General features: G+C 37.7%; 20 protein-coding genes. 18 read left to right on the top strand and 2 right to left on the bottom strand.

Annotation, left to right across the window (positions count from 1 at the left end; all coding sequences use genetic code 11):
- The first annotated feature begins 5 nt into the window (after positions 1-5).
- The 18 genes from queG to tsaB all read left to right on the top strand — a co-directional run bounded on the left by queG (position 6) and on the right by tsaB (position 21,532).
- On the top strand, positions 6-929 hold the full coding sequence (gene queG / locus FBR08_RS03945; RefSeq protein WP_158961512.1) for a tRNA epoxyqueuosine(34) reductase QueG: 924 nt from the start codon (positions 6-8) through the stop codon (positions 927-929).
- A 63-nt stretch (positions 930-992) separates the two neighbouring features.
- Positions 993-3,272 carry an NADP-dependent malic enzyme gene (locus FBR08_RS03940; protein WP_158961511.1) on the top strand — a complete coding sequence of 760 codons (2,280 nt, stop codon included), beginning with the start codon at positions 993-995 and terminating at the stop codon, positions 3,270-3,272.
- 91 nt (positions 3,273-3,363) lie between these two features.
- Positions 3,364-3,945 carry a Holliday junction branch migration protein RuvA gene (gene ruvA, locus FBR08_RS03935; protein WP_158961510.1) on the top strand — a complete coding sequence of 194 codons (582 nt, stop codon included), beginning with the start codon at positions 3,364-3,366 and terminating at the stop codon, positions 3,943-3,945.
- Between the two features lie 54 nt (positions 3,946-3,999).
- Positions 4,000-11,313: a T9SS outer membrane translocon Sov/SprA gene (gene sov / locus FBR08_RS03930; RefSeq protein ID WP_233266310.1), complete on the top strand. Its 7,314-nt coding sequence runs from the start codon at positions 4,000-4,002 to the stop codon at positions 11,311-11,313.
- Positions 11,314-11,371: 58 nt separating this feature from the next.
- A complete protein-coding gene (gene gcvH / locus FBR08_RS03925; protein ID WP_115092450.1) occupies positions 11,372-11,752 on the top strand; it encodes a glycine cleavage system protein GcvH in 381 nt (126 codons plus the stop codon).
- Entirely contained in the window at positions 11,742-12,125 is a 384-nt protein-coding gene (locus tag FBR08_RS03920) for a VanZ family protein (protein ID WP_158961508.1), read from the top strand. The genes gcvH and FBR08_RS03920 overlap by 11 nt, the downstream gene beginning before the upstream one ends.
- Positions 12,126-12,175: 50 nt before the next feature.
- Positions 12,176-12,922: a deoxyribose-phosphate aldolase gene (deoC, locus tag FBR08_RS03915; RefSeq protein WP_158961507.1), complete on the top strand. Its 747-nt coding sequence runs from the start codon at positions 12,176-12,178 to the stop codon at positions 12,920-12,922.
- A gap of 92 nt (positions 12,923-13,014) precedes the next feature.
- A complete protein-coding gene (gene cyoE, locus FBR08_RS03910) occupies positions 13,015-13,929 on the top strand; it encodes a heme o synthase (RefSeq protein ID WP_158961506.1) in 915 nt (304 codons plus the stop codon).
- Between the two features lie 15 nt (positions 13,930-13,944).
- Entirely contained in the window at positions 13,945-14,529 is a 585-nt protein-coding gene (locus FBR08_RS03905; protein ID WP_158961505.1) for a cytochrome c oxidase subunit 3, read from the top strand.
- Between the two features lie 44 nt (positions 14,530-14,573).
- Positions 14,574-15,548, top strand: a complete 975-nt coding sequence (locus FBR08_RS03900; RefSeq protein ID WP_158961504.1) for a cytochrome c oxidase subunit 3 — start codon at positions 14,574-14,576, stop codon at positions 15,546-15,548.
- A 21-nt stretch (positions 15,549-15,569) separates the two neighbouring features.
- Positions 15,570-15,929, top strand: a complete 360-nt coding sequence (locus tag FBR08_RS03895) for a cytochrome C oxidase subunit IV family protein (protein WP_158961503.1) — start codon at positions 15,570-15,572, stop codon at positions 15,927-15,929.
- A gap of 113 nt (positions 15,930-16,042) precedes the next feature.
- Positions 16,043-16,663: a hypothetical protein gene (locus FBR08_RS03890; RefSeq protein ID WP_158964162.1), complete on the top strand. Its 621-nt coding sequence runs from the start codon at positions 16,043-16,045 to the stop codon at positions 16,661-16,663.
- A 2-nt stretch (positions 16,664-16,665) separates the two neighbouring features.
- On the top strand, positions 16,666-17,289 hold the full coding sequence (locus FBR08_RS03885) for an SCO family protein (RefSeq protein WP_158961502.1): 624 nt from the start codon (positions 16,666-16,668) through the stop codon (positions 17,287-17,289).
- Positions 17,290-17,292: 3 nt separating this feature from the next.
- Entirely contained in the window at positions 17,293-17,838 is a 546-nt protein-coding gene (locus FBR08_RS03880; protein WP_158961501.1) for a DUF420 domain-containing protein, read from the top strand.
- Between the two features lie 6 nt (positions 17,839-17,844).
- Positions 17,845-18,066 (top strand): hypothetical protein, encoded by a 222-nt coding sequence (locus tag FBR08_RS03875; protein WP_158961500.1) that lies wholly within the window; start codon positions 17,845-17,847, stop codon positions 18,064-18,066.
- A 104-nt stretch (positions 18,067-18,170) separates the two neighbouring features.
- On the top strand, positions 18,171-19,604 hold the full coding sequence (locus FBR08_RS03870) for a TolC family protein (protein WP_158961499.1): 1,434 nt from the start codon (positions 18,171-18,173) through the stop codon (positions 19,602-19,604).
- 3 nt (positions 19,605-19,607) lie between these two features.
- Positions 19,608-20,858, top strand: coding sequence for an efflux RND transporter periplasmic adaptor subunit (locus FBR08_RS03865; protein WP_158961498.1), 1,251 nt, complete (start codon positions 19,608-19,610; stop codon positions 20,856-20,858).
- Positions 20,855-21,532, top strand: a complete 678-nt coding sequence (gene tsaB / locus FBR08_RS03860; RefSeq protein WP_158961497.1) for a tRNA (adenosine(37)-N6)-threonylcarbamoyltransferase complex dimerization subunit type 1 TsaB — start codon at positions 20,855-20,857, stop codon at positions 21,530-21,532. The genes FBR08_RS03865 and tsaB overlap by 4 nt, the downstream gene beginning before the upstream one ends.
- A gap of 4 nt (positions 21,533-21,536) precedes the next feature.
- Here tsaB and FBR08_RS03855 read toward each other — a convergent pair whose 3' ends face one another.
- Together FBR08_RS03855 and FBR08_RS03850 are read right to left on the bottom strand one after the other, a co-directional pair.
- Positions 21,537-22,304, bottom strand: a complete 768-nt coding sequence (locus FBR08_RS03855; RefSeq protein ID WP_158961496.1) for a mechanosensitive ion channel family protein — start codon at positions 22,302-22,304, stop codon at positions 21,537-21,539.
- Positions 22,305-22,307: 3 nt separating this feature from the next.
- Complete coding sequence (locus FBR08_RS03850) at positions 22,308-24,305, bottom strand: thioredoxin domain-containing protein (RefSeq protein ID WP_158961495.1); 1,998 nt, start codon at positions 24,303-24,305, stop codon at positions 22,308-22,310.
- Positions 24,306-24,538: the final 233 nt, after the last annotated feature.

The raw sequence follows: 24,538 nt of genomic DNA, 5'->3' as shown, positions 1-24,538 counted from the left end.
AACAGATGGACAAAAAATCCCACTATGCCGAGCTCATCAAAGCCGAAGCTAAGCGTTTGGGTTTTATGTCTTGTGGTATTTCGCAAGCAGGTTTTCTAGAAGAAGAAGCACCTCGTTTGGAGCAATGGCTTAAGGCCAGTATGCATGGAAGCATGCAATACATGGAGAATCATTTTGATAAAAGATTAAACCCAACGTTATTGGTAGAAGGTGCCAAGAGTGTGGTTTCGCTTTTGTTTAATTATTATCCTGAACAAAAACAAACGGAAGAAGGGTATAAGATTTCAAAATATGCCTATGGCGAAGATTATCACTACGTAGTTAAAGATAAATTAAAAGAACTTCTCTACTTTATTGAAGAAAATATCGGCGCTGTCGATGGACGCGCTTTTGTTGATTCAGCACCAGTTTTAGATAAGGCTTGGGCTGCGAAAAGTGGTCTAGGTTGGGTGGGAAAGAACAGTAATCTAATTTCCAAGCAAGTAGGTTCTTTCTTCTTTATCGCTGAGTTAATTATCGATTTGGAACTGGAACCAGATGGTGCAACTACGGATCATTGCGGTAAGTGTACCCGTTGTATTGATGCTTGCCCTACTGGTGCTATTGAAAGCGCTTATATCGTTAACGGATCGAAGTGTATTTCTTATTTTACTATTGAATTGAAAGACGATATTCCTACTGCAGTTGCCGGTCAATTTGACAATTGGATGTACGGTTGTGACGTCTGTCAAGACGTTTGCCCGTGGAATCGCTTTGCCAAACCACACAGCGAACCTCGATTTACTCCTAATGAGGCGTTAATGAACTATTCCAAGAATGAGTGGGAGGAACTTACAAATGAGGTTTTTAATGATATTTTTAAGAAATCCGCAGTAAAAAGAACAAAGTATACAGGATTAGTGCGGAATATTAAATTTTTAAAGGATTAAAATTCTAACATTAAATTATCTTTAAAAAGAGGTAACTTTGTTTATTCGGTTAAAATTTTTTTTATGAATAAAGAAAGCTTACGTAGGGAAGCGTTGTTATATCACGCAAAACCAACACCTGGAAAAATTCAAGTAGTACCTACAAAAAAATACTCTTCTCAAAGAGATTTAGCATTGGCTTACTCACCAGGAGTAGCAGAGCCTTGTTTAGAAATTGCAAAAGATGTAAATAACGTTTATAAATATACAGCAAAAGGAAACTTAGTGGCTGTGATATCCAATGGTACTGCCGTTTTAGGATTGGGGAATATCGGTCCTGAAGCATCCAAACCTGTGATGGAAGGAAAAGGTCTTTTGTTTAAGATTTTTGCGGATATCGATGTTTTTGACATTGAAGTGGATACGACGGATATTGATGCATTTATTGAGACAGTAAAAAATATTGCTCCAACTTTTGGAGGAATTAACTTAGAAGACATCAAAGCACCGGAATCTTTCGAAATTGAAAGACGCCTAAAAGAGGAATTGAATATTCCTGTAATGCACGATGACCAACATGGAACTGCAATTATCTCTGCCGCAGCTTTGTTAAATGCTTTAGAATTAGCAGGAAAGAAGATTGATGAAGTGAAAATGGTGGTTTCTGGAGCGGGATCTGCAGCTATTGCTTGTGCTAATTTATACGTTGCTTTTGGTGTGAAACAAGAAAATATCTTGATGTTCAACAGTAAAGGAGTCCTGAAGAAAAACGATGATCGTATTTCAGATATGCAACGCGAGTTTGCTGTAGATAAGGATATTTCCTTGCTAGATGCAATGAAGGGAAGTGATGTATTCATCGGTCTTTCTACTGCCGATGTTGTAACGGCAGAAATGTTACTGGGTATGGCTGAAAATCCAATCGTATTCGCCATGGCTAATCCAAAACCAGAAATAGATTACAATTTAGCGGTTCAAACGCGTAAAGATGTAATTATGGCAACCGGTAGATCCGATTATCCTAACCAAGTGAATAACGTACTGGGATTCCCTTACATCTTTAGAGGAGCGTTAGACGTTCGTTCAACAAAAATCAACGAAGAGATGAAAATGGCCGCGGTTATTGCTTTAGCTAAGTTAGCAAAAGAGCCAGTGCCAGAGCAAGTTAATATCGCTTACGGAGAAACTAAACTGAGTTTCGGTCGGGAGTATATCATTCCAAAACCATTCGATCCACGTCTAATTTCTGTCGTTCCGCCAGCTGTAGCGAAAGCAGCAATGGAGTCTGGATTAGCAGAAGCGCCAATTACAGATTGGGATAAATACAAGCAAGAGTTAGAAGAGCGCATGGGGTCCGATAATAAATTGGTTCGTATGTTGTTTAACCGCGCTAAAATTGATTCAAAACGCGTAGTGTATGCAGAGGCAGATCACCTTGATGTGTTGAAAGCTGCACAGATTGCTTACGAAGAGGGAATTGCAACGCCAATTTTACTTGGAGATAAAGAAACAATCCTAGAATTGAAAAAAGAAATCGATTTTCATGCGGATGTTGAAATCATCGATCCTAAGGATGAATCAGAAAAAGAAAGAAGAGCTGAGTTTGCTGATTTATATTGGAAAACAAGACAGCGCAAGGGAATTACGCAGTACGAAGCGTCAAAATTGATGCGTGAACGTAATTATTTTGCAGCAATGTTGGTCAATACAGGGCAAGCGGATGTGTTGTTAACAGGATATTCTCGTAGCTATCCTACCGTGGTAAAACCAATTTTAGAGTTGATTCCAAGAGCACAAGGTGTGGGTAAAATTGCCACAGCTAACTTAATGATGACCAAAAGAGGGCCAATGTTTTTAGCGGATACAGCGATTAACCCAAATCCAACCGCAGAAGAATTAGCTAAAATCGCTGTAATGGTGGAGAAAACAGTAAAAATGTTTGGTTTAGATCCTGTGATTGCGATGTTGTCTTATACAAACTTTGGTTCTGCTGAACATGCTTCTCCAACAAAAGTAAAAGAAGCAGTCAAGATTTTACACGAAAATTACCCAGATATGGTTGTTGATGGTGAAATTCAAATGGACTTTGCTTTGAATAATGAAATGTTAAATTCGAAGTTTCCCTTCTCTAAATTGGTTAATAAAAAGGTTAATACTTTGGTGTTCCCAAATTTAGACTCAGCGAATATCACGTATAAAATGTTGAAAGAATTGAATAAAGCCACTTCTATTGGCCCAATCATTATGGGGCTAGAGAAGGCGGTTCACATCTTCCAATTAGGAGCGAGTGTAGATGAAATGGTAAATATGACCGCTGTTGCAGTTGTGGATGCTCAAGTAAGAGAGAGCCGAAAGAAAAAATAAAAAACCAAAATAAAATTCTTCCTTGGTCTGTGCTTCATTATGTTAGTAAATAGTTAAAATTATTTACTATTTTTGATGAAAATTAGAGACTATGATTGCGCAGATTCAAGGAAGATTAATTGAAAAAACACCTACAGAAGTAATTGTGGATTGCCACGGTGTAGGTTATCAAATAAATATATCACTTTATACGTATTCGCTTATTGGTACTAGTGAAAACCTAAAGCTATATACGTTTCTTCAAATCAAAGACGATGCGCATACCTTATTCGGATTTATCGATAAAGTAGAGCGTGAACTTTTTAAGCTTTTGATTTCAGTATCAGGAGTGGGTGGAAACACCGCTCGCAATATTTTATCTTCTACAACGCCCAAAGAATTATTGCAGATGATTGCCAATGCAGATGCAAAGAGCATTCAGCGAATTAAAGGGATTGGAGCTAAAACGGCTCAACGAATTATTTTAGACTTACAGGAAAAAGTATTGAAACTTTACAATATAGATGAAGTTTTACCTACCATTAACAATACAAATGCCGATGAAGCGTTATCTGCTTTAGAGGTACTTGGTTTTGTACGTAAAACAGCAGAAAAAGTGGTAGATGCAATTTTAAAAGCAAATCCAGAAGCCTCAGTAGAAGATATTATTAAACAAGCATTAAAAAAGTTGTAAGTCTTGGGAGATTTCTTTTTTTTTCACCGAAAGTTGGCCTTGTGTTTGCTTTTTATGCTGTGCACCACCTGGAGTGGACTTGCACAAAACACCCCGTTGAATCAAGCCAATGATTCGATTACACAGCCAGCTTATGATTTAGGTAATATTGCATTGCCTGATCCTGAAATTATCAAGGAATCGTATAGTTATGATCCATTAACGGATCAATATTACTACACGAAAGTAGTAAGTGATTTCAACTTGAGTCTACCGCTTATTTTGTCACGTCAAGAATATGAAAAGATCTTGATGCGTGCCGAAATGCGTCGTTATTTTGCTCAAAAATTCAATGCGGTAAATGGAACATTAGATGATCCAGCAGCTCAGCGTGATATGTTGCCGCGTTACTATGTCAATTCTAAATTATTTTCCGGCATATTTGGATCCAATGAGATTGACGTAAGGCCTTCTGGATCCGTTGAATTTGATATGGGAATTCGCCATACCAAACAAGAAAACCCCTTGATGTCTAGCCGCAATAGAAAATCAACTACGTTCGATTTTGATCAACGTATTAGTATGGGATTGCAAGGGATGGTCGGAACGCGATTGGCAGTCAATGCTAATTACGACACACAAGCAAGCTTTGATTTTCAAAACATCATGAAGTTGGAGTATGCGCCAGATGAAGATGATATCGTCCAAAAAGTTGAAGTAGGTAACGTGAGTATGCCTATTAGTGGTTCACTAATTCGTGGAGCACAAAGTTTATTTGGGGTTAAGACAGAACTTAAATTTGGTAAAACGACAATAACAGGAATTTTTTCTGAACAAAAATCACAAACAACTTCTGTGAATGCTGAAGGAGGAGGTATGTTGGAAGAATTCGAATTGTACGCCTTAGATTATGATGAAGATCGCCATTTCTTCTTGTCTCAATATTTTAGAAGCAAATACGACGAAGCATTAAAGAATTATCCCTATATCAATTCTAGGGTGCGTATTACCCGGGTGGAAGTTTGGGTGACAAATCGCTATAATCGCGTGAGTCAAACCAATAATAACCTGAGAAATATCGTGGCTATTCAAGATCTAGGAGAGGGGTTTTTGCGCAATGTCAAATCCGAGAAGATTTTTTCTCCGCGTGTAGATCCTGCACTTTTTGTGTTGAATAAAACGCTGGATGCTCCAACGGATAATAAAAATAACCAGTACGATCCTGGAAAAATAGGAAGTAACTACTTGACGACCTCTATCCGAACTCCGGGAATTGGCGGAAGTGGATTTACAAATAATGTTCAAGAGGGATTGGATTATGCCCGTTTAGAAAGTGCGAGAAAATTGAGTCCGAATGAGTTTACTTTTCATCCTCAATTGGGGTATATCTCTCTTCAACAACGCTTGTCCAATGACGAAGTACTTGCCGTAGCTTTCCAGTATACCATTGGAGATAAGGTGTATCAAGTGGGGGAATTTGGAACAGATGGGGGGAGTTCAAATGTAGAGACAAATATTCCAGGACAAACAGATCCAGATGCTCAAGTGCCTTTAGCGCAGGCTCTAGTGGTGAAAATGTTGAAGAGTTCTTTGACTCTGACAAGTGCGCCTGTGTGGAATTTGATGATGAAAAATATTTATCAGATTCCCAATGCAATGAATATCTCTCAAGATAAATTCCGCTTTAACTTATTGTATACCGATCCAAGCCCATTGAATTATATCAGTCAAGCGGGTGATTTGCCCTTGCCAGAAGGAGTTGAGCGCACGCCTTTATTGAAGGTGTTTCATTTAGACCGTTTGGATTCATCCAACAATCCTCAAAATGGAGGGGATGGATTTTTTGATTATTTAGCACAAGGTAGCGCAACCAATGGATTAGATCCGGCTACGGGTAGTTTTGGAAATAATAATAATAGCGGATATGGTGGGAATAATTCCTATGGTGGATATGGAAATAACTCCAACCAAAACCAATACAATAATAATACGTTCGATGGTATTACAATTGATGCAGTGAATGGGCGAATTATCTTTACTACAGCAGAGCCATTTGGATCACATTTATTTGATAAATTAAAAAATAAAATAGACGAGGACTACGATGTTTCTGCATCGTATAACGTCAACCAAAAGAAATATGTATTCCGCGAGTTGTATTCAAATACAAAATCATCGGCTATACGAAACCAAAGCAGCAAGAATAAGTTTCAATTAAAAGGAAAGTATTCGAGTGTGAGTGGACAGGGAATTCCCATAGGCGCTTTTAATATTGCGCCAGGATCTGTAATCGTTAATGCTGGGGGAAGAGTCTTGGCAGAAGGTGTGGATTATACTGTTGACTATACTGGAGGGCGTGTTATGATTTTGGATGAAGCTTTACTTGCTTCGAATACGCCAATTAATATTTCAGTTGAAAACAACACCATGTTTGGCCAACAGACGAAGCGCTTTTTCGGATTAAATATCGATCACCAATTCAATAAAGATTTTAAAATTGGAGGTACATTCTTGCGTTTGTCCGAAAAACCGATGACCCATAAATCTGTGTACGGACAAGAATCGGTAAACAATACTATTTGGGGATTCAATATGCAATATTCAACCGAGGTTCCTTTCTTAACGCGCATAGTAAATAAATTGCCTAATATAGATACGGATGTTGAATCGCGTGTTTCAGTTCGTGGAGAATTTGCTTATTTACAGCCTGGGGCATCGAAAAATGATCAAATGAACGGTGAAGCAACCGTGTATATTGACGATTTCGAAGGAGCGCAATCGCGTATTGATATTCGATCTCCTTTAGCCTGGAAATTATCGAGTACACCAGTGGGATTTTTCAAAAAAGACGCTAACACATATGAAGATCCAAACAATTTACCTCACTCATTGGAAGATGGGTTCCGCAGAGGAAAATTAGCTTGGTATACCATTGATCCTACTTTTTATGTTGGAGCAAAACCAAATGGAGTAGGAGAAACGGATATGTCTTCAAACCGAACGAGAAGAATCTATAGTGAAGAATTATTTGCTACCAAAGATATTGCTTATGGGGAGAGTCGTGTAGTTACGACTTTGGATATGTCTTTCTATCCGGAAGAACGTGGACCTTATAACTTTAATCCAGATTTTTTGCAATCGTTAAAATCTAAAACTCCTCGCAAGAATTGGGGAGGAGTAATGCGTGGATTGGCGACAACTAACTTTGAACAAGCGAATATTGAATTCGTGGAATTTTGGGTATTGGACCCTTATGTTGGTAGAGCAAATGATATGATTCCAGAGCGAAATAGTGGAGAGCTCCGTCTGAATTTCGGATTTATTTCGGAGGATATTTTGCGCGATGGATATAAACAATACGAAAACGGATTGCCAGGAGTTGGAAGTACAGTTGCAACGATTGAAACCATCTGGGGAAAAGTGCCTGCAGCTCCATCGTTAATCTATGCTTTTGATGTAAATGCAGAGACTAGAAGATTGCAAGATGTAGGTCTAGATGGGTTAAGTGATGAGGAAGAACGTATTAAGTTTTCAGATTTTGCAGGGTTTTCTGATCCTGCAGCCGATAATTTTGTACATTATCTCGATGCAGAAGGAAGTATCTTAGAGCGCTATAAAAATTACAATGGATTAGAAGGAAATTCACCAACTTCTGGAACAAGAGGAGGAAATAACCAACCTGATGCAGAAGATATTGATGGCGATAATACCATGAATACCATTGATGCGTATTTTGAATATGCGGTAAAAATTAAAGCCAATCCTGAAGTAGGTGAAAACTACGTGACGGATATTAGAAATACAACCGTACAATTGGCGGATGGATCGATAACGCCTGTGCGTTGGGTTCAATATAAAGTGCCTATTGATGAAAACGGAAAGAAAATTGGAATGATTGACGACTTCCGTTCCATGCGTTTTATGCGTATGTATCTAACGGGATTTGAAACGGATATTACCTTGCGTTTTGGAAGTTTGGATTTAGTGCGTTCGGATTGGAGAAGGTACAACGCAAGTTTGCAAAACGATAAAGATAATAATCCATTGCCATTAAGACCCAATACAGGATTTGATGTTACCTCAGTGAGCGTTCAAGACAATTACGACAGAAAGCCAATTCCGTATGTAATTCCTCCTGGAGTAAAGCGCGAACAGTATTATGTAAACAACACAGTTGTTGCGCAAAACGAACAATCACTCTCCTTAAAAGTGTATCCGATTGAATCGGGAAAAGCACCTGATGGATTAGCACCTGGAGATTCTAGAGGAGTGTATAAAAACTTTAACCTCGATCTTCGACGCTATAATAAGCTGCGTATGTTTATCCATGCTGAAGCATTAGAAAATAGTACGATGCGTTTACGCGATGACGAAATGGTTGCCTTTATTCGTTTGGGAACGGATATTACAGATAACTTTTATCAGGTAGAAATTCCATTAAAAGTAACCAATTTTGGTGAAGCAAATCCAGAGTTTATTTGGCCAGAAGCCAATGAATTAGAACTTAAATTGGAGCTTTTAACCAAGCTCAAGGTCCTCTTTATGAATGAGGTTGGAAAGCAAGAACGCCTGACGGATATTTTCTTTAAAGAAGAAGAAGAATTAAGTGGTGGATCTTCTCGTGCAAATAAATTGCGCTACGGAATTAAAGGAAATCCAAATTTCGGAAACGTTCGCGTTATTATGATTGGTTTGCGAAATGATTTAGATCGATACGGAGCAACAGGAGACCTAGCTGGTGAGTTCTGGTTCGATGAGTTGAGAATGTCAGACATGGACAATAAAGGCGGTTGGGCTGCCACCTTGAGTATGGATGCGAATTTAGCTGATTTTGCAAATATCTCTGCGACAGGAACAAAACGCACCATCGGATTTGGAGGATTAGAACAAGGACCCAATCAAAGAAGTAAAGAAGACTTTAAATCCTATAGCATCGTTACGAATGTCAATCTAGGACAATTGCTTCCTAAAAATTGGAGAATTAACTTGCCGTTTAACTATGCTATTAGTGAAGAGTTTATTACACCTGAGTTTGATCCGGCCAATCCAGATGTCAAGTTGAAAACAATGAAGTCTGTTGCTGGTTCTTCAGCTATGGCTGATGAAATTGAAAAACGAGCCACGGATTACACCAAACGACGAAGTATTAACTTTATCGGGGTGAATAAACAGAAAAATCCAGAGAGTAAAAAGAGAATTTACGATATCGAAAATATTACGTTATCTCATTCGTATAATGAAGTAATTCACCATGATTTTGAAGTGGAATCCATGATTGATCAGCAAACAAGATCTGCTTTGGATTACGCGTATAGTTTTGAAGCAAAACCTATAGAGCCTTTCAAAAAAATGGAATTTATGAAAGGTAGATATTGGCAAATATTGAAGGATTTTAACTTCAATTATATGCCTTCTAATATTATGTTTAGCAGTAATATCATGCGCCAATACAACAAGCAACAATTCCGCTTGATTGATGTGGAAGGAATCGGATTAGATCCGCTGTATAGACGCAATTATTATTTCAACTACAATTATGGATTTAACTTTGATTTGACCAAATCACTGCGTTTAAACTACGTCGGAGGAAGTAATAATATAGTTCGAAATTATTATGATAGCCAATTCAATGTAATTGAGAATAGTACCATTTGGGATGATTATTTCAATATTGGAGAACCAAATCAATTTACCCAACAGTTTACGTTAAACTACGATTTACCACTGAATAAAATACCTTTCCTTGGTTTTGTTCGTTCTTCTTATGCTTATACAGGCACCTACAATTGGCAACGTGCTTCGGATGCGTTTAGTCACATTGAGTTTGATGGAATGGAATATAATTTGGGGAATACAATTCAAAACTCGAGAACCCAACAATTGAATACAACCTTCAGTTTAGAAACGTTGTACCGTTATGTAGGTTTAGTAAAACGCAATACAGCGAAGAAAACCCCTGCGAAGAAAGCAGCGATTGTGCCAGGACAAAAAGTGGTGCAGGCTAAAGAAAATGAAGGTGGATCTACAGCTGGTGCATTAACCGATTTTGCAATTGGTTTGTTGACTTCTGTGAAAACGATTCAGATCAATTATTCTGAAAATAGCGGAACAGTCTTGCCTGGATTTATGCCAAGTGTCGGTTTCTTCGGGACGTCAAAGCCAACGTTGGGATTTGCTTTTGGTGATCAAGCGGATGTGCGTTATCAAGCGGCAAACAGCGGTTATTTGACAAACTTCCCTGAGTTTAACCAAGAGTATACGCAAGTGTCAAATAAAACGCTAAACTTTACGGCTAGTGTAAATCCTATTCCAGATTTAACTATTGATGTGACTGGTAGAAGGATGAAGTCGGAAAATTACGCGGAACAATTTCAAGTGATTGATAAGGAGTATCAATCCCAATCACCCTATAATTACGGTAATTTTAGTATTTCAACTGTCATGTTGAGCAGTGCTTTTTCGAGTAATTCCTTGGAGTATTCAGCGGCTTTTGAACGCATGAAGGAGAATCGAATTATTGTTGCGAATCGCTTGGCTACGGCAAGAGGAATTGATCTCAGTAATCCTGCTAATTTAGACAAAGAAGGATTCCCAATCGGATACAGCAAAGGAAGTCAAGAAGTATTGTTGCCATCGTTCTTGGCTGCTTATACAGGAAAAGGGGCAGAGAAAGTTTCTACTAGTATGTTTAGAGATATACCGTTGCCAAACTGGAATGTTCGCTATACAGGATTGATGCGCATTCCGTGGATTAAGAGTAAATTTAGACGTTTTTCTATTCACCATGGCTATACAGCAACCTATGCTTTGGGGTCGTTTAGTTCAAATTTTGAATACCATGAGAAGCCAGATGAAGTAAATCAATATGGTAATTATCCTGCAAAAACTGTCGTGAATAACGCTATCTTAACCGAGCAGTTTAACCCGCTAGTTCGCTTCGATTTAGAAACAAATTCAGCAATTAAGATTTTAGCTGAAATTAGAAAAGATCGAACTTTGGCGTTGAGTTTTGACAATAATCTCTTGACAGAAACAACCGGAAATGATTACGTGATTGGATTGGGGTATCGTATTAAAAACGTTGGATTCAATTCGATGTATGCCAATGATGGAATGGGTGGACGTATTGAAAGTGACATCAATATTAAAGTAGATTTGACGTTGAGTAAACGAGAAACGATTGTTCGCTATTTAGATTACAATAACAACCAAGTAGGTGGAGGTCAAGATATGTGGAAACTATTGATTACAGCTGATTATATGTTGAGTAAGAATTTAACCGCTATATTCTTTTATGATCATTCGTTTTCTAAAGCTGTTATTTCAACCATGTATCCAATTACAAATATTCGCACGGGATTGACGATGCGATATAGTTTTGGAAATTAGTTGAATTTGTTTCGAAATACATAAGTTTATTATACATTTGCTAAAAAATAATTACAAAATGAATTTACCAGCTAATTTAAAGTACACAAAAGACCACGAGTGGGTAGCTATCGAAGGTGATATCGCTACAGTAGGTATTACAGATTTCGCTCAAAGAGAGTTAGGAGATATTGTATATGTTGAAGTTGAAACCTTAGACCAAACTTTAGATAAAGATGAAGTATTTGGTACGGTAGAAGCTGTAAAAACAGTTTCAGATTTGTTTTTGCCTTTATCAGGTGAAGTAATTGAATTCAACGAAGGATTAGAAACAGAACCAGAATTGGTAAACCAAGATCCTTACGGTGCTGGATGGATGATCAAAATTAAAATTTCTGATTTAAGCGAAGTGGATGCTTTGTTGTCAGATGCAGCATATAAAGAATTGATTGGCGCGTAAGGTATATTTTATATTGGGGCTGTTCTGGACGTGTTTTATTTTATACGCATGTCTGGCTGAAGCATCCTCCATACCCAAAACGTCTTTCTTTAATATTCCGAATAAAGACAAAATTGCACATTTTACTTTTTATTTTGTTTTCTCTTTGATTTGGTTTTTGTTTTCAAACAAAAAAAACAAGGATAAAAAAGCAAAAATAAGAACGGGAATAGTTATCTTTACTATTGCAACGTTCTTAGGTGGAGGAGTAGAGTTGATTCAACTTTTTTTCACCAATTCACGAAGTGCAGAATGGGCAGATTGTATAGCCAATTCACTAGGAAGTGCAATTGGAGTTTTATTAGGTTTATTTATAACAACGCATAAAAAATAATAGAGCCCCAATCTTGGGGCTTTTTTTATTCATATAAAGTACTTACAATAATGAGAGATTTGAGAGAGTTTATGGATTCTACTTATTTGAAAACCGCAGAACAAGCCGGTTTGTCTGAAGTGGAAAATAAGAAAGTTGTGACAGCTTTAATTCAAGAAGCTATTGAAGAGCGATTCAAATTGGCGATGATTCGTCCAGAAGAAGTAAAAGCAGGGAGGGGGTTAGTCGATCAAATGAACTCAAAAGTTTTGATTGGTACCGTTATCGATTTCCCAAAAGGAGATGGAGGATTAGAAGCGAAGCTAAAAGAAGCGAAACAAGCTGTTGAAGATGGAGTAGATGAGTTGGATTATGTGGTAGACTATAAAGCCTTTCAAAAGGGCGTTGTTGACAAGGTAAAAGATGAAGTCTACGCGTGTACGAAGTTTGGTTTAGCGGAAGGAAAAGTGGTAAAGTGGATCATTGAAGTAGCAGCATTGACAGATGCTGAAATTATCAAACTAACAGCTTTGATCAAGAATGTGGTTATGCGTAGTTTCAAAGAAACCGATTACGACAAGGTGTTTGTGAAATCTTCCACTGGTTTTTATCAAACAGAAGGTGGTAAACCAAACGGAGCAACGATGGAAACCTTGATTTTAATGTTGGAAAATGCAGGTCCACTACCTGTAAAAGCTGCAGGAGGTATTCGCGATCGGGAGACTGCTATCGAAATGATTGCTGTAGGCGTTAAAAGATTAGGAACTTCTTCGGCAAAAGTTATCGTGGAGGGGAAGGGTAGTACTGAAAATTACTAAAAGATTAAAATAAGTGAATATTCAAAGCTCTAACGTATGTTTATAGGTATAGTTCTAAAAATTGGATTATATTTGCAACTCATTAAAAACAAATGAAAACAGCTTTGAATATTTCTTCTGAAAATAAACAATCGGTTTCTATCCTTAAGGAATTTAAAGAGATGACTAAGATGGGACTCGCCCTGAGCGTAGTGTTTTCCACTTTGGCAGGCTATATTTTAGCTGTTCCTGATATTAGAAGCATCAATTATATGACCATTATCGCTCTAGCAGTAGGGGGATATTGTATGGTTGGAGCCTCTAACGTATACAATCAAATTATTGAGCGTGACTTAGATGCGAAAATGAACCGCACCGCAAATCGACCAATTGCCTCAGGTCGTGTGAAACCAACACCGGCTTTTATCTTGGCCGTTACGCTAACGATACTAGGACTAGGTATTTTATATGCCATCAATCCTAAAACAGCGATGTTTGGTGCAATATCTATCTTTTTATATACCAGTGTTTATACTCCGTTGAAGACCATAACTCCTTTATCTGTGTTTGTTGGTGCTTTTCCTGGAGCAATTCCCTTTATGTTAGGATGGGTGGCTGAAACAAATAATTTTGGCATTGAAGCAGGAACTCTATTCTTAATCCAATTCTTTTGGCAATTTCCTCACTTTTGGGCGATTGGATGGTTCTTGTATGACGATTACAAAAGAGGTGGCTTTTCCATGTTGCCAACTGGAAAAAAAGACAATAAAACACTTACTCAGATTATATTATACACCATTTGGTTGATTATTGTTTCTATATTCCCTGTATTTAATGTAACAGGTCGATTATATTTAACTCCTATTGCCGCAGGGTTAGTGTTGTTAGCGGGAATCTGGATGCTTACAGCAGCCGTGAAATTGTACAAACAGCGAACGGATAAAGCCGCTCGCTCGTTAATGTTGGTAAGTGTTACTTACATCTCGTTAATTCAGATTATTTACGTGTTAGATAAATTTTTACGATAGTTTATACAAGAGAATATGGAAAATAGTGTAGCGCAAGAGCAGTATGAGAAAAAAGGCAGAGCATTAAAAGTAATGCTGTTATTTGCTATTGGAAGTATTGCCATGGTGTTTGCCGGATTGACAAGTGCTTACGTAGTAAGTAAGTCGAGACCGGATTGGCTAGCAGATTTTGTTTTGCCACTAGATTTTACAATTAGTACCGTTGCAATTGTAATTAGCAGCTTGACGATGCACCTCGCATTGAAAGCAACGAAAGAGGGAAATGTTAAAAGAAGTACGATTTATTTAGTTTCTACTTTGATTTTAGGTCTCTTATTCGTTTTTTTGCAATTCAAAGGTTTTGGACAAGTAATTAGCGAAGGCTACTTCTTTACAGGGAGTGAAAGTACAATTACAACTTCATTTTTATATGTGATTGTAATTGTGCATATTGCACACTTGTTTGGCGGAATGATTTCTTTACTTATAGTAATTTATAATCATTTTAAACAAAAGTATAATTCTGAGCAATACATTGGATTACAGCTATGTGCGTGGTTTTGGCATTTCTTAGATATACTCTGGGTTTATTTGTTTTTGTTTTTTACATTCTTTAAATAGAAAATTTAAATTAAATTTGGGAACTTTATAACTAATAACTTTTTATGGGAGCGACAGTTACTACAGAAGCTACTGAAGTAAGAGGCGATGCAAGAGGGCCTCTAAACGTAAGCTACGGTAAAATGATGATGTGGTACTTCATATTATCAGATTCATTAACATTTTGTGGATTCCTTGTAGGATACGGTTTTACAAGATACAAGTTTATGGATACTTGGCCGATTGCAGACGAGGTGTTTAATCACTTTCCTTTCTTACATGGTGTTGATGCACCGATGTACTATGTGGCCTTAATGACCTTCATTCTTATTTTCTCATCTGTAACAATGGTATTGGCTGTTGATGCAGGACACCAAATGAAGAGAAAAAAGGTGGCAACGTATATGTTTTTAACAATCTTAGGTGGTTTAGTGTTCATCGGATCACAAGCTTGGGAGTGGAAAAACTTTATTAATGGTTCTTATGGAGCTGTAGAAACAACAGGAGGATCAATCTTGCAGTTTGTTGGAGAAGATGGAAAACAAATCGCTTTAGCTGATTTCGCCGTTGTTGATCCAAATAAAAAGGACGCTACATTGACAAGAGCGAATGCTACTTGGTTCGTTAATGGACCTAGTAAGTCTACGTACTCATTAGCTGAAGTGCAAGCTGGATTTGACGCTAATCCAACGATTAGAATTCGCACACAAAAAACAACAGACGCTAAACACAAAGAAATTCTTTCTAGAGAAGCATCTGTGGAGCGTTTAAAAGATGCTGTACTTGTAGTGGAAGGGGCTAACCTAATCCGCAACGAATACGGACATAAAACATTTGCTGATTTCTTCTTCTTTATTACTGGTTTCCACGGATTCCACGTTTGTACAGGTATCTTAATCAATATCATTATTTTCTTTAATGTATTGTTGGGAACATACGACAGAAGAGGTTCTTACGAAATGGTTGAAAAAGGAGGATTATATTGGCACTTCGTAGATTTAGTATGGGTGTTCGTATTTACATTCTTCTATTTAGTTTAATGTTATAAAATAGTATTTGATATGGCAGCAGAAGCAACAGCACATCACTCAAACGCAAAGAAAATCTGGAAAGTATTCTTTATCCTATCAGCAATTACTATCGTAGAGGTTGCATTAGGTATTTTTAAACCAGAAAGCTTACACCACGTACATATCTTTGGTTTAAGTTTGTTAAATTATATCTTCATTGTTTTAACAATTTGGAAAGCATACTACATTATGTGGTCGTTCATGCACTTAGAACAAGAGAAAACAGCATTTAGATGGACAGTAGCGGGAGTTTTATCTTTCTTATGTGTTTATTTAATTACTTTGGTGTTGATCGAAGGAAACTACGTTTACGAGGTTTTCCAGCACGCACAATATAAGTGGATATTTTAATAAGTTATTATAATTTAAAAGGCGGTTTATTAACCGCCTTTTTTTATTTTTGTCTAGCTATTTAATTTATTTGTAAAGTGAAAAAATATATCATACTCGTTTTGCTCTTTATCATGCCGATTTGTGCTTATTTGTTTTTTGCTACTGGGGTGAATCAATTTCAGCGATTACCCATCATTAGTGAAAATGTAAACGAACTGCCTATGGGAGAAACTTCCTTGGGTAAACAACCGGTCTTAGAAGGGCGTATTACAGTGCTTGGTTTCCCCGGAGCTCATTTGTATAAAGACCGTGGGGATGCGTTTAATCTCAACCAAAAAATTTACAACCGCTATAAGGATTTTGACGATTTTCAATTGGTCATGGTCTTGCCTAAAGGATCTGAGGAACAAGCCAAGAAAGTGGTGGATGATTTAAGTCCCATATCGGATATGTCTAATTGGAATTATCTGTTTTTAGAACCAGCAGAAATCCAAGCGTTTTATAAAAGCTTAGGATTAGCAGGTAAACTAGATGATGATCTCGCAAGTATCAACGTCTACATCATTGATAAGGATAGAAATCTAAGAGGTAGAAAAGGTAAGAATAAAGCTGGTGAACTCGAATACAAAGAAGGGTATTCTACAATCTCAGCCGCTGAATTACACAACGATATGATGGATGATATGAAAGTGGTTTTGGCTGAATATCGCTTGGCATTGAAAAAATATGAACGCATTAAAAAGACAGAGTAGTTATGAAAGATAAATCGTATATCTGGATTTCGTTAGTAGTGTTAGTCTTCGGTATTTGGGCCGTGCCTAAGATTATTAAGAAATTTGAAAAGTCAGATTTGCTTGTAATTGGACAAGCTCCACAATTTGAACTGATCGATCAAAACAATAAAACAATCAACAACGCAACATACAAAGGAAAGGTATATGTTGTTGAATTTTTCTTTGCTAATTGCCCAACAATCTGTCCGATTATGAATCAGAATATGTTGAAGTTGCAAGATGCGTTCCGTCCCCATATGGATTTCGGAATTGCTTCAATCACCATCGATCCCAAAAATGATACTGTGGAGGCGTTGAATGCCCATGCAGCTGAATTGGGTGTGAAAATTCCTTATTGGCACATGCTCACAGGAGATGCGAAGTACATCTATGATTTGGCAGGCAAATTTAATTTGTATACTGGGGTAAACCCTGAAGCTCCAGGTGGATTTGAACACTCCGGATTATTTGCTTTAATCGATAAAGAAGGAAATATTCGATGCAGAACTGATGAACACGGAAATCCTATTTTGTACTATGATGGAACATCAGACGATGGAGTGAAGTGGATCAAAGAAGATATTAAACTTTTGTTAGAAGAATAAGACATGGAAAATTATAAAGAATTAGAACAAAAATACACCAAATGGATTTGGATTTTATCCATCGCAATTCCTGTAGTTGTGGCAATTTTATTTGGCGTTAATTTGCAAAAACTGGGGTATGATGTTCAACCGTTGAGTTTTTTACCACCGATTTACGCTACTATTAACGGTATTACAGCTGTTTTATTAGTTTGGGCAGTAGCAGCTATCAAGAAGGGGAATAAAGCCTTACACGAGCGTTTAATTAAATGCTGTATCGCGTGTTCTGTTGCTTTCCTAGCGATGTATGTTGCGTATCACATGACGTCTATTGAAACAAAATACGGTGGGGAAGGTTGGATGCGTTATGCCTATTTCTTTATTCTGATTTCGCATATCCTGTTGTCAATCATTATCATTCCTTTTGTATTAATTACTTTTGTACGCGGAATTTCTGGTTCATATCAACGCCACAAAAAACTAGCGCGAATTACCTATCCTATGTGGTTGTACGTCGCAGTAACTGGTGTTATAGTGTATTTGATGATTTCCCCTTATTACGTAAATTAATCCCGTATGAAAAAGTTTTATTTTTTAGTCGCGTTTTTTATTTTGACCGCTTCCCAATCTGCCTTAGCACAATGTGCGATGTGTAGAGCTGTATTAGAAACGGAAGAAGGAGGAGTAAAAGCAGAAGCCGTAAATGACGGTATCGTTTACCTGATGATATTCCCTTATCTACTCGTGGGCTTCGCTTTGTACTTTAGTTACAAAGTGTATAAAAAGAAAAAGAGTTAATCAAGCTTGAAATAGTAAACCGCCTTTAAAGGCGGTTTTTTTATTATCTTTAATGTAACAATAGCTGTTACTTCACGTCTTATTGTTTAGATAATTAGTTTTCAATGAATTTGAGTAAATTTTATATTTCAACCTTGTTTTGTTTTCTCGCACTGTTGAGTGCAGCACAAGAGAAACGCTGGTCCTTAGATGATTGTATCAGTCATGCCATTGAACACAACATCAGCGTAAAGCAAATTGAAATTAGCGAACAAAGTAAAGCTGTTACGGTAGATTTAGCGCGTTATGATTTTCTACCCGTACTTAGCGGAACGGCAAATCACTCTTGGACGTTAGTGGATCAACCTGATGCGCAAACAGGGGTGGTCGGACAACGCACCATGCAAGAGTCTGCGGTTGGATTGAGCTTGGGCATTGACATCTTTGACGGATTGCAAAAGCAAAAGCGATTGGCCAAAGCACGTCTTGAGCATGTAGCTTCTGTTTATCAAGTGCAAAAGATGAAGGAGGATATCGCTTTATCTGTTATCAATTCGTATTTGCAAATTATATTTAATAAGGAATTGGTACATACCAATCAGGTTCAATTGGACTATGATGAAAACGAAGTAAATAGAGTGCAGATATTAGTGAAAGCTGGAGCTGTTCCTGCCGGAGATCTACTAGATGTCAAAGCAACCGTTGCTTCTTCTACTCAGCGTTTAATCAGCGCACAAAATGAATTGATTATTGCTAAACTTAACTTAGCGCAATTGTTGCAGATTCGCGATTACGAAAAATTCGATGTAGTAGATTCAGACTATGTTGTGCAAGCCTCTGAATTAATGCTGTATACACCTGAAGAAATAACAAATCGCGCGTTTGAATCGCTGACAAATATTAAAACTGCTGAACTGAAGGTACAGCTAGCCGAAAAAGAAGTGCAAATAAGCAAAGGCGCTTACTATCCTAAACTAACAGGATTCTATAATTTTGGTTCTAATGTACACTATCAAGATCGACTGTTGGGAAGTGTCCCTTCTGCTCGTTTAGATCCAATCGGTTTTGTTGAAGGATCAGGACAGCGAGTGATGCGTCAAGGGATGATGAATATTTACGGCGGACCAGAGTCTTTCTTTCGACAGATTGACAACAATAAAAGCTCGGTGTTTGGTTTGAGTTTGACGGTTCCTATCTTTAATGGTTTAAAAGCGAGAAAAACCGTAAAGTTAAATCAATTGGCCTTGGAGCAGATGCAATACGAAAAAGAAGCAGAAGAGTTGAAATTAGAACAATTGGTGTTCAAAGCGTATACAGATACCAAAAGTAGTTTTCAAAGCTATGAGGCTAGTGTTGTTACCTTAGAATCTCGAGAAAAATCGCTAGAGTATGCACGAGAGCGGTACGCTGTGGGGCTGATTAATATTTTTGAACTCAATCAGAATCAAAATTTATATGTAACGGCGCAGTCCAATTTACTCAAAGCCAAATACGATTATATCTTTAAGAATAAAATAGTGGAATACTACTTTGGATTACCGTTATTTAAAAGAAATTAAGTGATGAAAAAAAAATATATAGCTATCGTTGTAGCCCTTGTTGTCGGTGTTTTTATTGCGGTGAAGTTCTTTGCCAAGACAGAAGAAGCCACTGGCGTTGAACTTGCTACTGTAGATGAGATTAACCTTGTCGAAACAGTATCGGGAACAGGGAAAATTCAGCCTGAAATTGAGATTAAAATAACACCAGAAGTATCAGGAGAAATCATAAATTTGCCAATCAAAGAAGGGCAGGTTGTCAATAAGGGGGATTTATTAGTGGTGATTAATCCCAACTTATACGAATCCAATCTCGATCGCATGGTGGCCATGTTGTCTACGAGCAAAGCCGGATTAGAACAAGCCGAAGCTCAGCTCAAAGAGACGAAAGCCTCTTATGCAAGAAATAAAATGTTGTTTGACAAGGGAGTGATATCCGGATCAGAATGGGATCAGGTGGTGCGTTCCTATGAAGTAGCTAAGGCCAATAAAAACTCGGCATATTACAATGTGGAAAGTTCGAAAGCAGCCGTAGAAGAAGCGAAAGTGAATTTGTTGAAAACAACAATTTACGCACCTAGTGCAGGAACGATTTCTCGCGTGGATGTTGAACTAGGAGAACGCGTGCTTGGAACTCAACAAATGGCAGGTACAGAGTTGCTGCGCGTTGCAAATTTAAACAGCATGGAAGTGGAAGTAAACATCAACGAAAATGATATTGTCAAGGTAAAAGTAGGGGATGAAACGAAGATTGATGTTGATGCTTTTTTGAAAAAAGAATTTAAGGGAATTGTGACAAGTATTTCCAATTCAGCTTCGAATCAAACGCTATCGGCAGATCAGGTAACGACATTTAAAGTGAAAATTAAAATTCTACGGGAGTCGTATGAAGATCTCCTTGATGGGAAGTTAGAAGATTACTCTCCTTTTCGCCCTGGAATGACGGCAGCTGTTGATATTATTACACACGTGAAAAACAAAATTACTGCAGTGCCAATAAGTGCCATTGTTATGCGAACGCCAAGTGACACATTGGTAAATCAAGCAGAAAAAGACGCCGTAAAGGCCAGCGAAGTATTGAAAGAAGCTGTATTTGTTGACGTGAATGGGGTAGCCCAATTGCGCTTTGTCAAAACAGGTATTCAAGATGATAAAAATATTGAAATTGTTCAAGGATTGAAAAAAGGCGATGTTCTTGTGACAGGACCTTATTCTATAGTGAGTAAAACCTTGAAACACAACGATAAGATTAAGAAAGAAGAAAAGAAAGAATGATTGTACTATTGAATATAGAAACGGCAACTAAAAACTGTTCCGTTTCTTTGTCTGTAGATGGGACACTTGCAGGAGTGAAAGAAATAGCAGAGGAGAATTTTTCGCATGCAGAAAAGTTGCATGTGTTTATCGAGGAATTGCTAAAAGAAAACAACTTGAAAATGCAGCAATTAAGTGCAATTGCTGTTAGCCAAGGGCCAGGATCTTATACAGGATTACGCATCGGCGTCTCCTCTGTGAAAGGATTGTGTTATGGATTGAATATTCCCATGATAGCGTTAGACACGCTTCGTATTTTAGCCAAACAATTAGAAGTGAGCAGTGGTTGGATTATTCCCATGATTGACGCAAGGCGAATGGAGGTGTTTTGCGCGACTTTCTCTTGTGAAGGGGAGTTGGTTAAGCCAATTGAAGCCAAAGTGGTTGATGAGGCTTCTTTTAGTGAACTAAAAGGGGATGTACCCGTTTACTTCATTGGGGATGGCGCAATGAAATGCGAAACCGTTTTGACAGCGCCTAATTTTAATTTCTGTGAAGCCATTGTTTATCCATCAGCCAAAGAAATGGTGACGATGAGTTATGAAAAATACCTCGCCAAAGACTTTGTAGATGTAGCTTATTTTGAGCCGTATTATTTGAAAGACTTTGTGATGCCCGTAAAACAAAAGAAATAAGTGATTATAACGAATCACTTATTTCTCTCGCTTTCAGTAGAATATAAGAATTGACAGCCGTAAAGTTGTCATTGTCTACCCAAACTTGTACGACATATGTAATTTTAGTGTCGAGTAATTCTTTAATCAAAACTCGAGGTTTAGGCTGTGATAGAATTTTGTCATTTAGCTGAAGCTCTTCCAATAATTTTTCAATAAACAACGCCGTATTTTTCGTTAGGTTTGTTTGAACAAGCACCTCTGATCTTCTCAGGTTGTTTTGCGATATATTCTTAATTTTGCTATTGGATAAAACCCCGTTGGGTAGGTAAATAACATTATTTTGATAGTTTACGATTTGCGTGGAGAAAATGTGAATACTCAATACTTTTCCCGTTTCTCCTTGGGCTTCAATTATATCTCCAATGCGGAAAGGCTTGAATAAGATAATCAAAACTCCGCCCGCAAAATTGCTGAGTGACCCTTGTAAAGAAAGCCCTATGGCTAAACTCATGGCTCCAATTATAGCGACAAAAGAACTGGTTTGTATGCCCAATTTAGAAGCTATTACAACGAAAAGCAAGATGCGAAACCCCCACAATAATACATCGAGTATAAAACTTGAAAACGTCGGGTCGATATTGCGTTTTGTCATGATGCGTTTGGCCACTTTTTGAGACATCTTAATGACCCATAATCCCAAAGCTAAGATGAACAAAGAGGAAACAATATACGGGACGAAATCGATTAATTTCTCTAAATAAGACGCGAGTAAATGATCCATTTTTTCCATAACCTAAAGCTTTATTAAATGACTTATTTCTGTTGTTGGGGTTAAACAATGTTTGTTCTCACAAAGGTAATATTGCGTTGTCTGACTCACTGTGTATTTTTCAAAATACGGAATCGAACTCGCCTGATTAATTGGAAAAACAAACGTTTTACTAATCAAATTTGCTTGAATTTTCTGGCTTTCTTCTAGGGCATTCGCACCAACGATAGCCAATTCAGACGGAGATTCCGTGTACAACATGGCCAAGAGCCAATGCGAATACGCAGACGGATAGTCTATGTTTGATTGCATGATGTCAATCATCTGATGCGCAAGCTGGGTGTAATGTGTATGTTCAAATGCAACGCCAAGCTGAAGTAAACTCCTGCATAAAACAGCGTTGGCCGAAGGTATTACATTGTCTTCTGTTTCAATACTTCTCAAAATATTATCCGCTTGATTCTCCTGACTAAAGTAGAAGAACTTATTCTTTTCATCTAAAAATAAATCCAAAGTCAAATCCATCAAGCGCTTGGCTTGCCATAAGTAATCTTGATTGGCTGTATGCTCAAATAGGTTAATTAAAGCTTGAATATAAAAAGCATAATCATCCAAATAAGCCAATGTCTGCACTTGTTGCTTGTGAGAAGAGTGGAATAAACCGCGTTCTTCATCAACTAAGTGCGTCTGAATATAGTGGTAAATGCGCTCCGCTTGCTGTAAGTAGTCCTGTTGTTGGGTAGCACTATAAGCATCGAGTAGTCCTGTAATCAACATGGCATTCCAGCTACAGATAATCTTATCGTCCAATAAAGGTTTAGGCCTTTGATTGCGTTCTAGTAAGAGTAATCGCTCCCAGTTTTCTTTGCGTTTTTTCAGATCAAATACGTCCATTTGATTGGCTAACGCAATAGTTTCTATTAGCTGATTTTGGATGAGAACAAAGTTTCCTTCTTCCCAATAACCGTATTCGTTAACATTGAAAATTTGAGCAAATAGAGTAAAATCATCCCCTAAAATGCGATGTAACTCTGCCGCTGTCCAAACGTAGTAAGCTCCTTCCTGTGAAACTCCTTTGTCATTTGCGCTATCCGCATCCAAAGCAGAATATACACCACCCCAATCGGATTGCCAATTGCATTGGATGAAGGCTGTCGTTTTGGTTAGTACTTCTAGATACAAAGGATTTGCTGTGCGCTTGTAAGCATCACTGTAAACACTTAACAGTTGAGCATTATCGTACAACATCTTTTCAAAATGAGGAATATGCCATTTGAAATCAACGGAATAGCGTGAAAAACCACCCTCAATCACGTCGAAAATCCCACCCCAAGCCATTTGAGTTAGCGTTAAATCAATATAGTGGAGCAAGTCTTTATCTCGTGTAAGATCCCCTAATTTTTGAAGGTAGAGCAAGTTGGTCGGCATCATGAATTTTGGTGCACGTTGGTAGCCTCCATACTCTAAATCAAAACTTTGTTTCCAGTTTTCGATGAGTAACGCTAAATTAAATCGACTTTCATCCTTTGCCGTTGGAGCAAGCCCCATGATATAGACGCCCTCTTGTAATTTTGTTGCAAATTCAACCGTAGCTTCTGGTTTGTTTTGGTGGAGTTGAGCGAGTTGACTTAAAGCGTCAATCCACGTTTTTTTAGGGAAATAAGTTCCTCCCCAAATCGGTCTTCCATCAGGTAAACACACTACATTTAAGGGCCATCCCCCTTGTTTGGTCATTAGTTGAACGGCTTTCATGTAATAAGCATCCACAGCAGGATGTTCTTCTCGATCCACTTTAATCGAAATGAAATCGCGATTCATTGCTGAAGCAACCTCTAAATTGGTGAAACTCTCTTCCTCCATGACGTGACACCAATGACATGTGGAATAACCAATGCTGACAATTACTAATTTGTTTTGCTCTTGAGCCTGTTGAAAAACAGATGGATGCCAAGCCTTCCAATAGATAGGGTTGGTAGCATGCTGTTTTAAATAAGGATTTGACGCGTATTGTAATTCATTCATGGAAGTGAGTTTAGCTTACAAAATTAGGGAAAATTATTTATTAGAGAGAGGAAAGAGGATAGAGGAAAGGGGGTGAATTTTTCAATACATAGAAATGTTTACTTTTTTATGTATTTGTAAGTTGAGAATGCCCGATTTTTCTAAAAAAAGAATCACTTCTTTAATCTAGAATTCTACCCTTTTCTTCGCTCCTCTCTCTACTTTTCTAATAAAGGATAACATTAAGTTAACGT

The sequence above is a fragment of the Myroides fluvii genome, assembly GCF_009792295.1.
Classification (GTDB): Bacteria; Bacteroidota; Bacteroidia; order Flavobacteriales; family Flavobacteriaceae; genus Flavobacterium; species Flavobacterium fluvii_A.
The sequence above is the reverse complement of the archived record's forward strand: the minus strand, read 5'-3'. Positions and strand labels throughout refer to the sequence as shown.

What these genes read in the sequence shown, in the direction of transcription:
- queG (WP_158961512.1), top strand. Translation starts at nt 6, where the DNA reads ATGGACAAAAAATCCCACTATGCCGAGCTCATCAAAGCCGAAGCTAAG.
- FBR08_RS03940 (WP_158961511.1), top strand. Translation starts at nt 993, where the DNA reads ATGAATAAAGAAAGCTTACGTAGGGAAGCGTTGTTATATCACGCAAAA.
- ruvA (WP_158961510.1), top strand. Translation starts at nt 3,364, where the DNA reads ATGATTGCGCAGATTCAAGGAAGATTAATTGAAAAAACACCTACAGAA.
- sov (WP_233266310.1), top strand. Translation starts at nt 4,000, where the DNA reads ATGCTGTGCACCACCTGGAGTGGACTTGCACAAAACACCCCGTTGAAT.
- gcvH (WP_115092450.1), top strand. Translation starts at nt 11,372, where the DNA reads ATGAATTTACCAGCTAATTTAAAGTACACAAAAGACCACGAGTGGGTA.
- deoC (WP_158961507.1), top strand. Translation starts at nt 12,176, where the DNA reads ATGAGAGATTTGAGAGAGTTTATGGATTCTACTTATTTGAAAACCGCA.
- cyoE (WP_158961506.1), top strand. Translation starts at nt 13,015, where the DNA reads ATGAAAACAGCTTTGAATATTTCTTCTGAAAATAAACAATCGGTTTCT.
- FBR08_RS03905 (WP_158961505.1), top strand. Translation starts at nt 13,945, where the DNA reads ATGGAAAATAGTGTAGCGCAAGAGCAGTATGAGAAAAAAGGCAGAGCA.
- FBR08_RS03900 (WP_158961504.1), top strand. Translation starts at nt 14,574, where the DNA reads ATGGGAGCGACAGTTACTACAGAAGCTACTGAAGTAAGAGGCGATGCA.
- FBR08_RS03895 (WP_158961503.1), top strand. Translation starts at nt 15,570, where the DNA reads ATGGCAGCAGAAGCAACAGCACATCACTCAAACGCAAAGAAAATCTGG.
- FBR08_RS03890 (WP_158964162.1), top strand. Translation starts at nt 16,043, where the DNA reads ATGCCGATTTGTGCTTATTTGTTTTTTGCTACTGGGGTGAATCAATTT.
- FBR08_RS03885 (WP_158961502.1), top strand. Translation starts at nt 16,666, where the DNA reads ATGAAAGATAAATCGTATATCTGGATTTCGTTAGTAGTGTTAGTCTTC.
- FBR08_RS03880 (WP_158961501.1), top strand. Translation starts at nt 17,293, where the DNA reads ATGGAAAATTATAAAGAATTAGAACAAAAATACACCAAATGGATTTGG.
- FBR08_RS03875 (WP_158961500.1), top strand. Translation starts at nt 17,845, where the DNA reads ATGAAAAAGTTTTATTTTTTAGTCGCGTTTTTTATTTTGACCGCTTCC.
- FBR08_RS03870 (WP_158961499.1), top strand. Translation starts at nt 18,171, where the DNA reads ATGAATTTGAGTAAATTTTATATTTCAACCTTGTTTTGTTTTCTCGCA.
- FBR08_RS03865 (WP_158961498.1), top strand. Translation starts at nt 19,608, where the DNA reads ATGAAAAAAAAATATATAGCTATCGTTGTAGCCCTTGTTGTCGGTGTT.
- tsaB (WP_158961497.1), top strand. Translation starts at nt 20,855, where the DNA reads ATGATTGTACTATTGAATATAGAAACGGCAACTAAAAACTGTTCCGTT.
- FBR08_RS03855 (WP_158961496.1), bottom strand. Translation starts at nt 22,304, where the DNA reads ATGGAAAAAATGGATCATTTACTCGCGTCTTATTTAGAGAAATTAATC.
- FBR08_RS03850 (WP_158961495.1), bottom strand. Translation starts at nt 24,305, where the DNA reads ATGAATGAATTACAATACGCGTCAAATCCTTATTTAAAACAGCATGCT.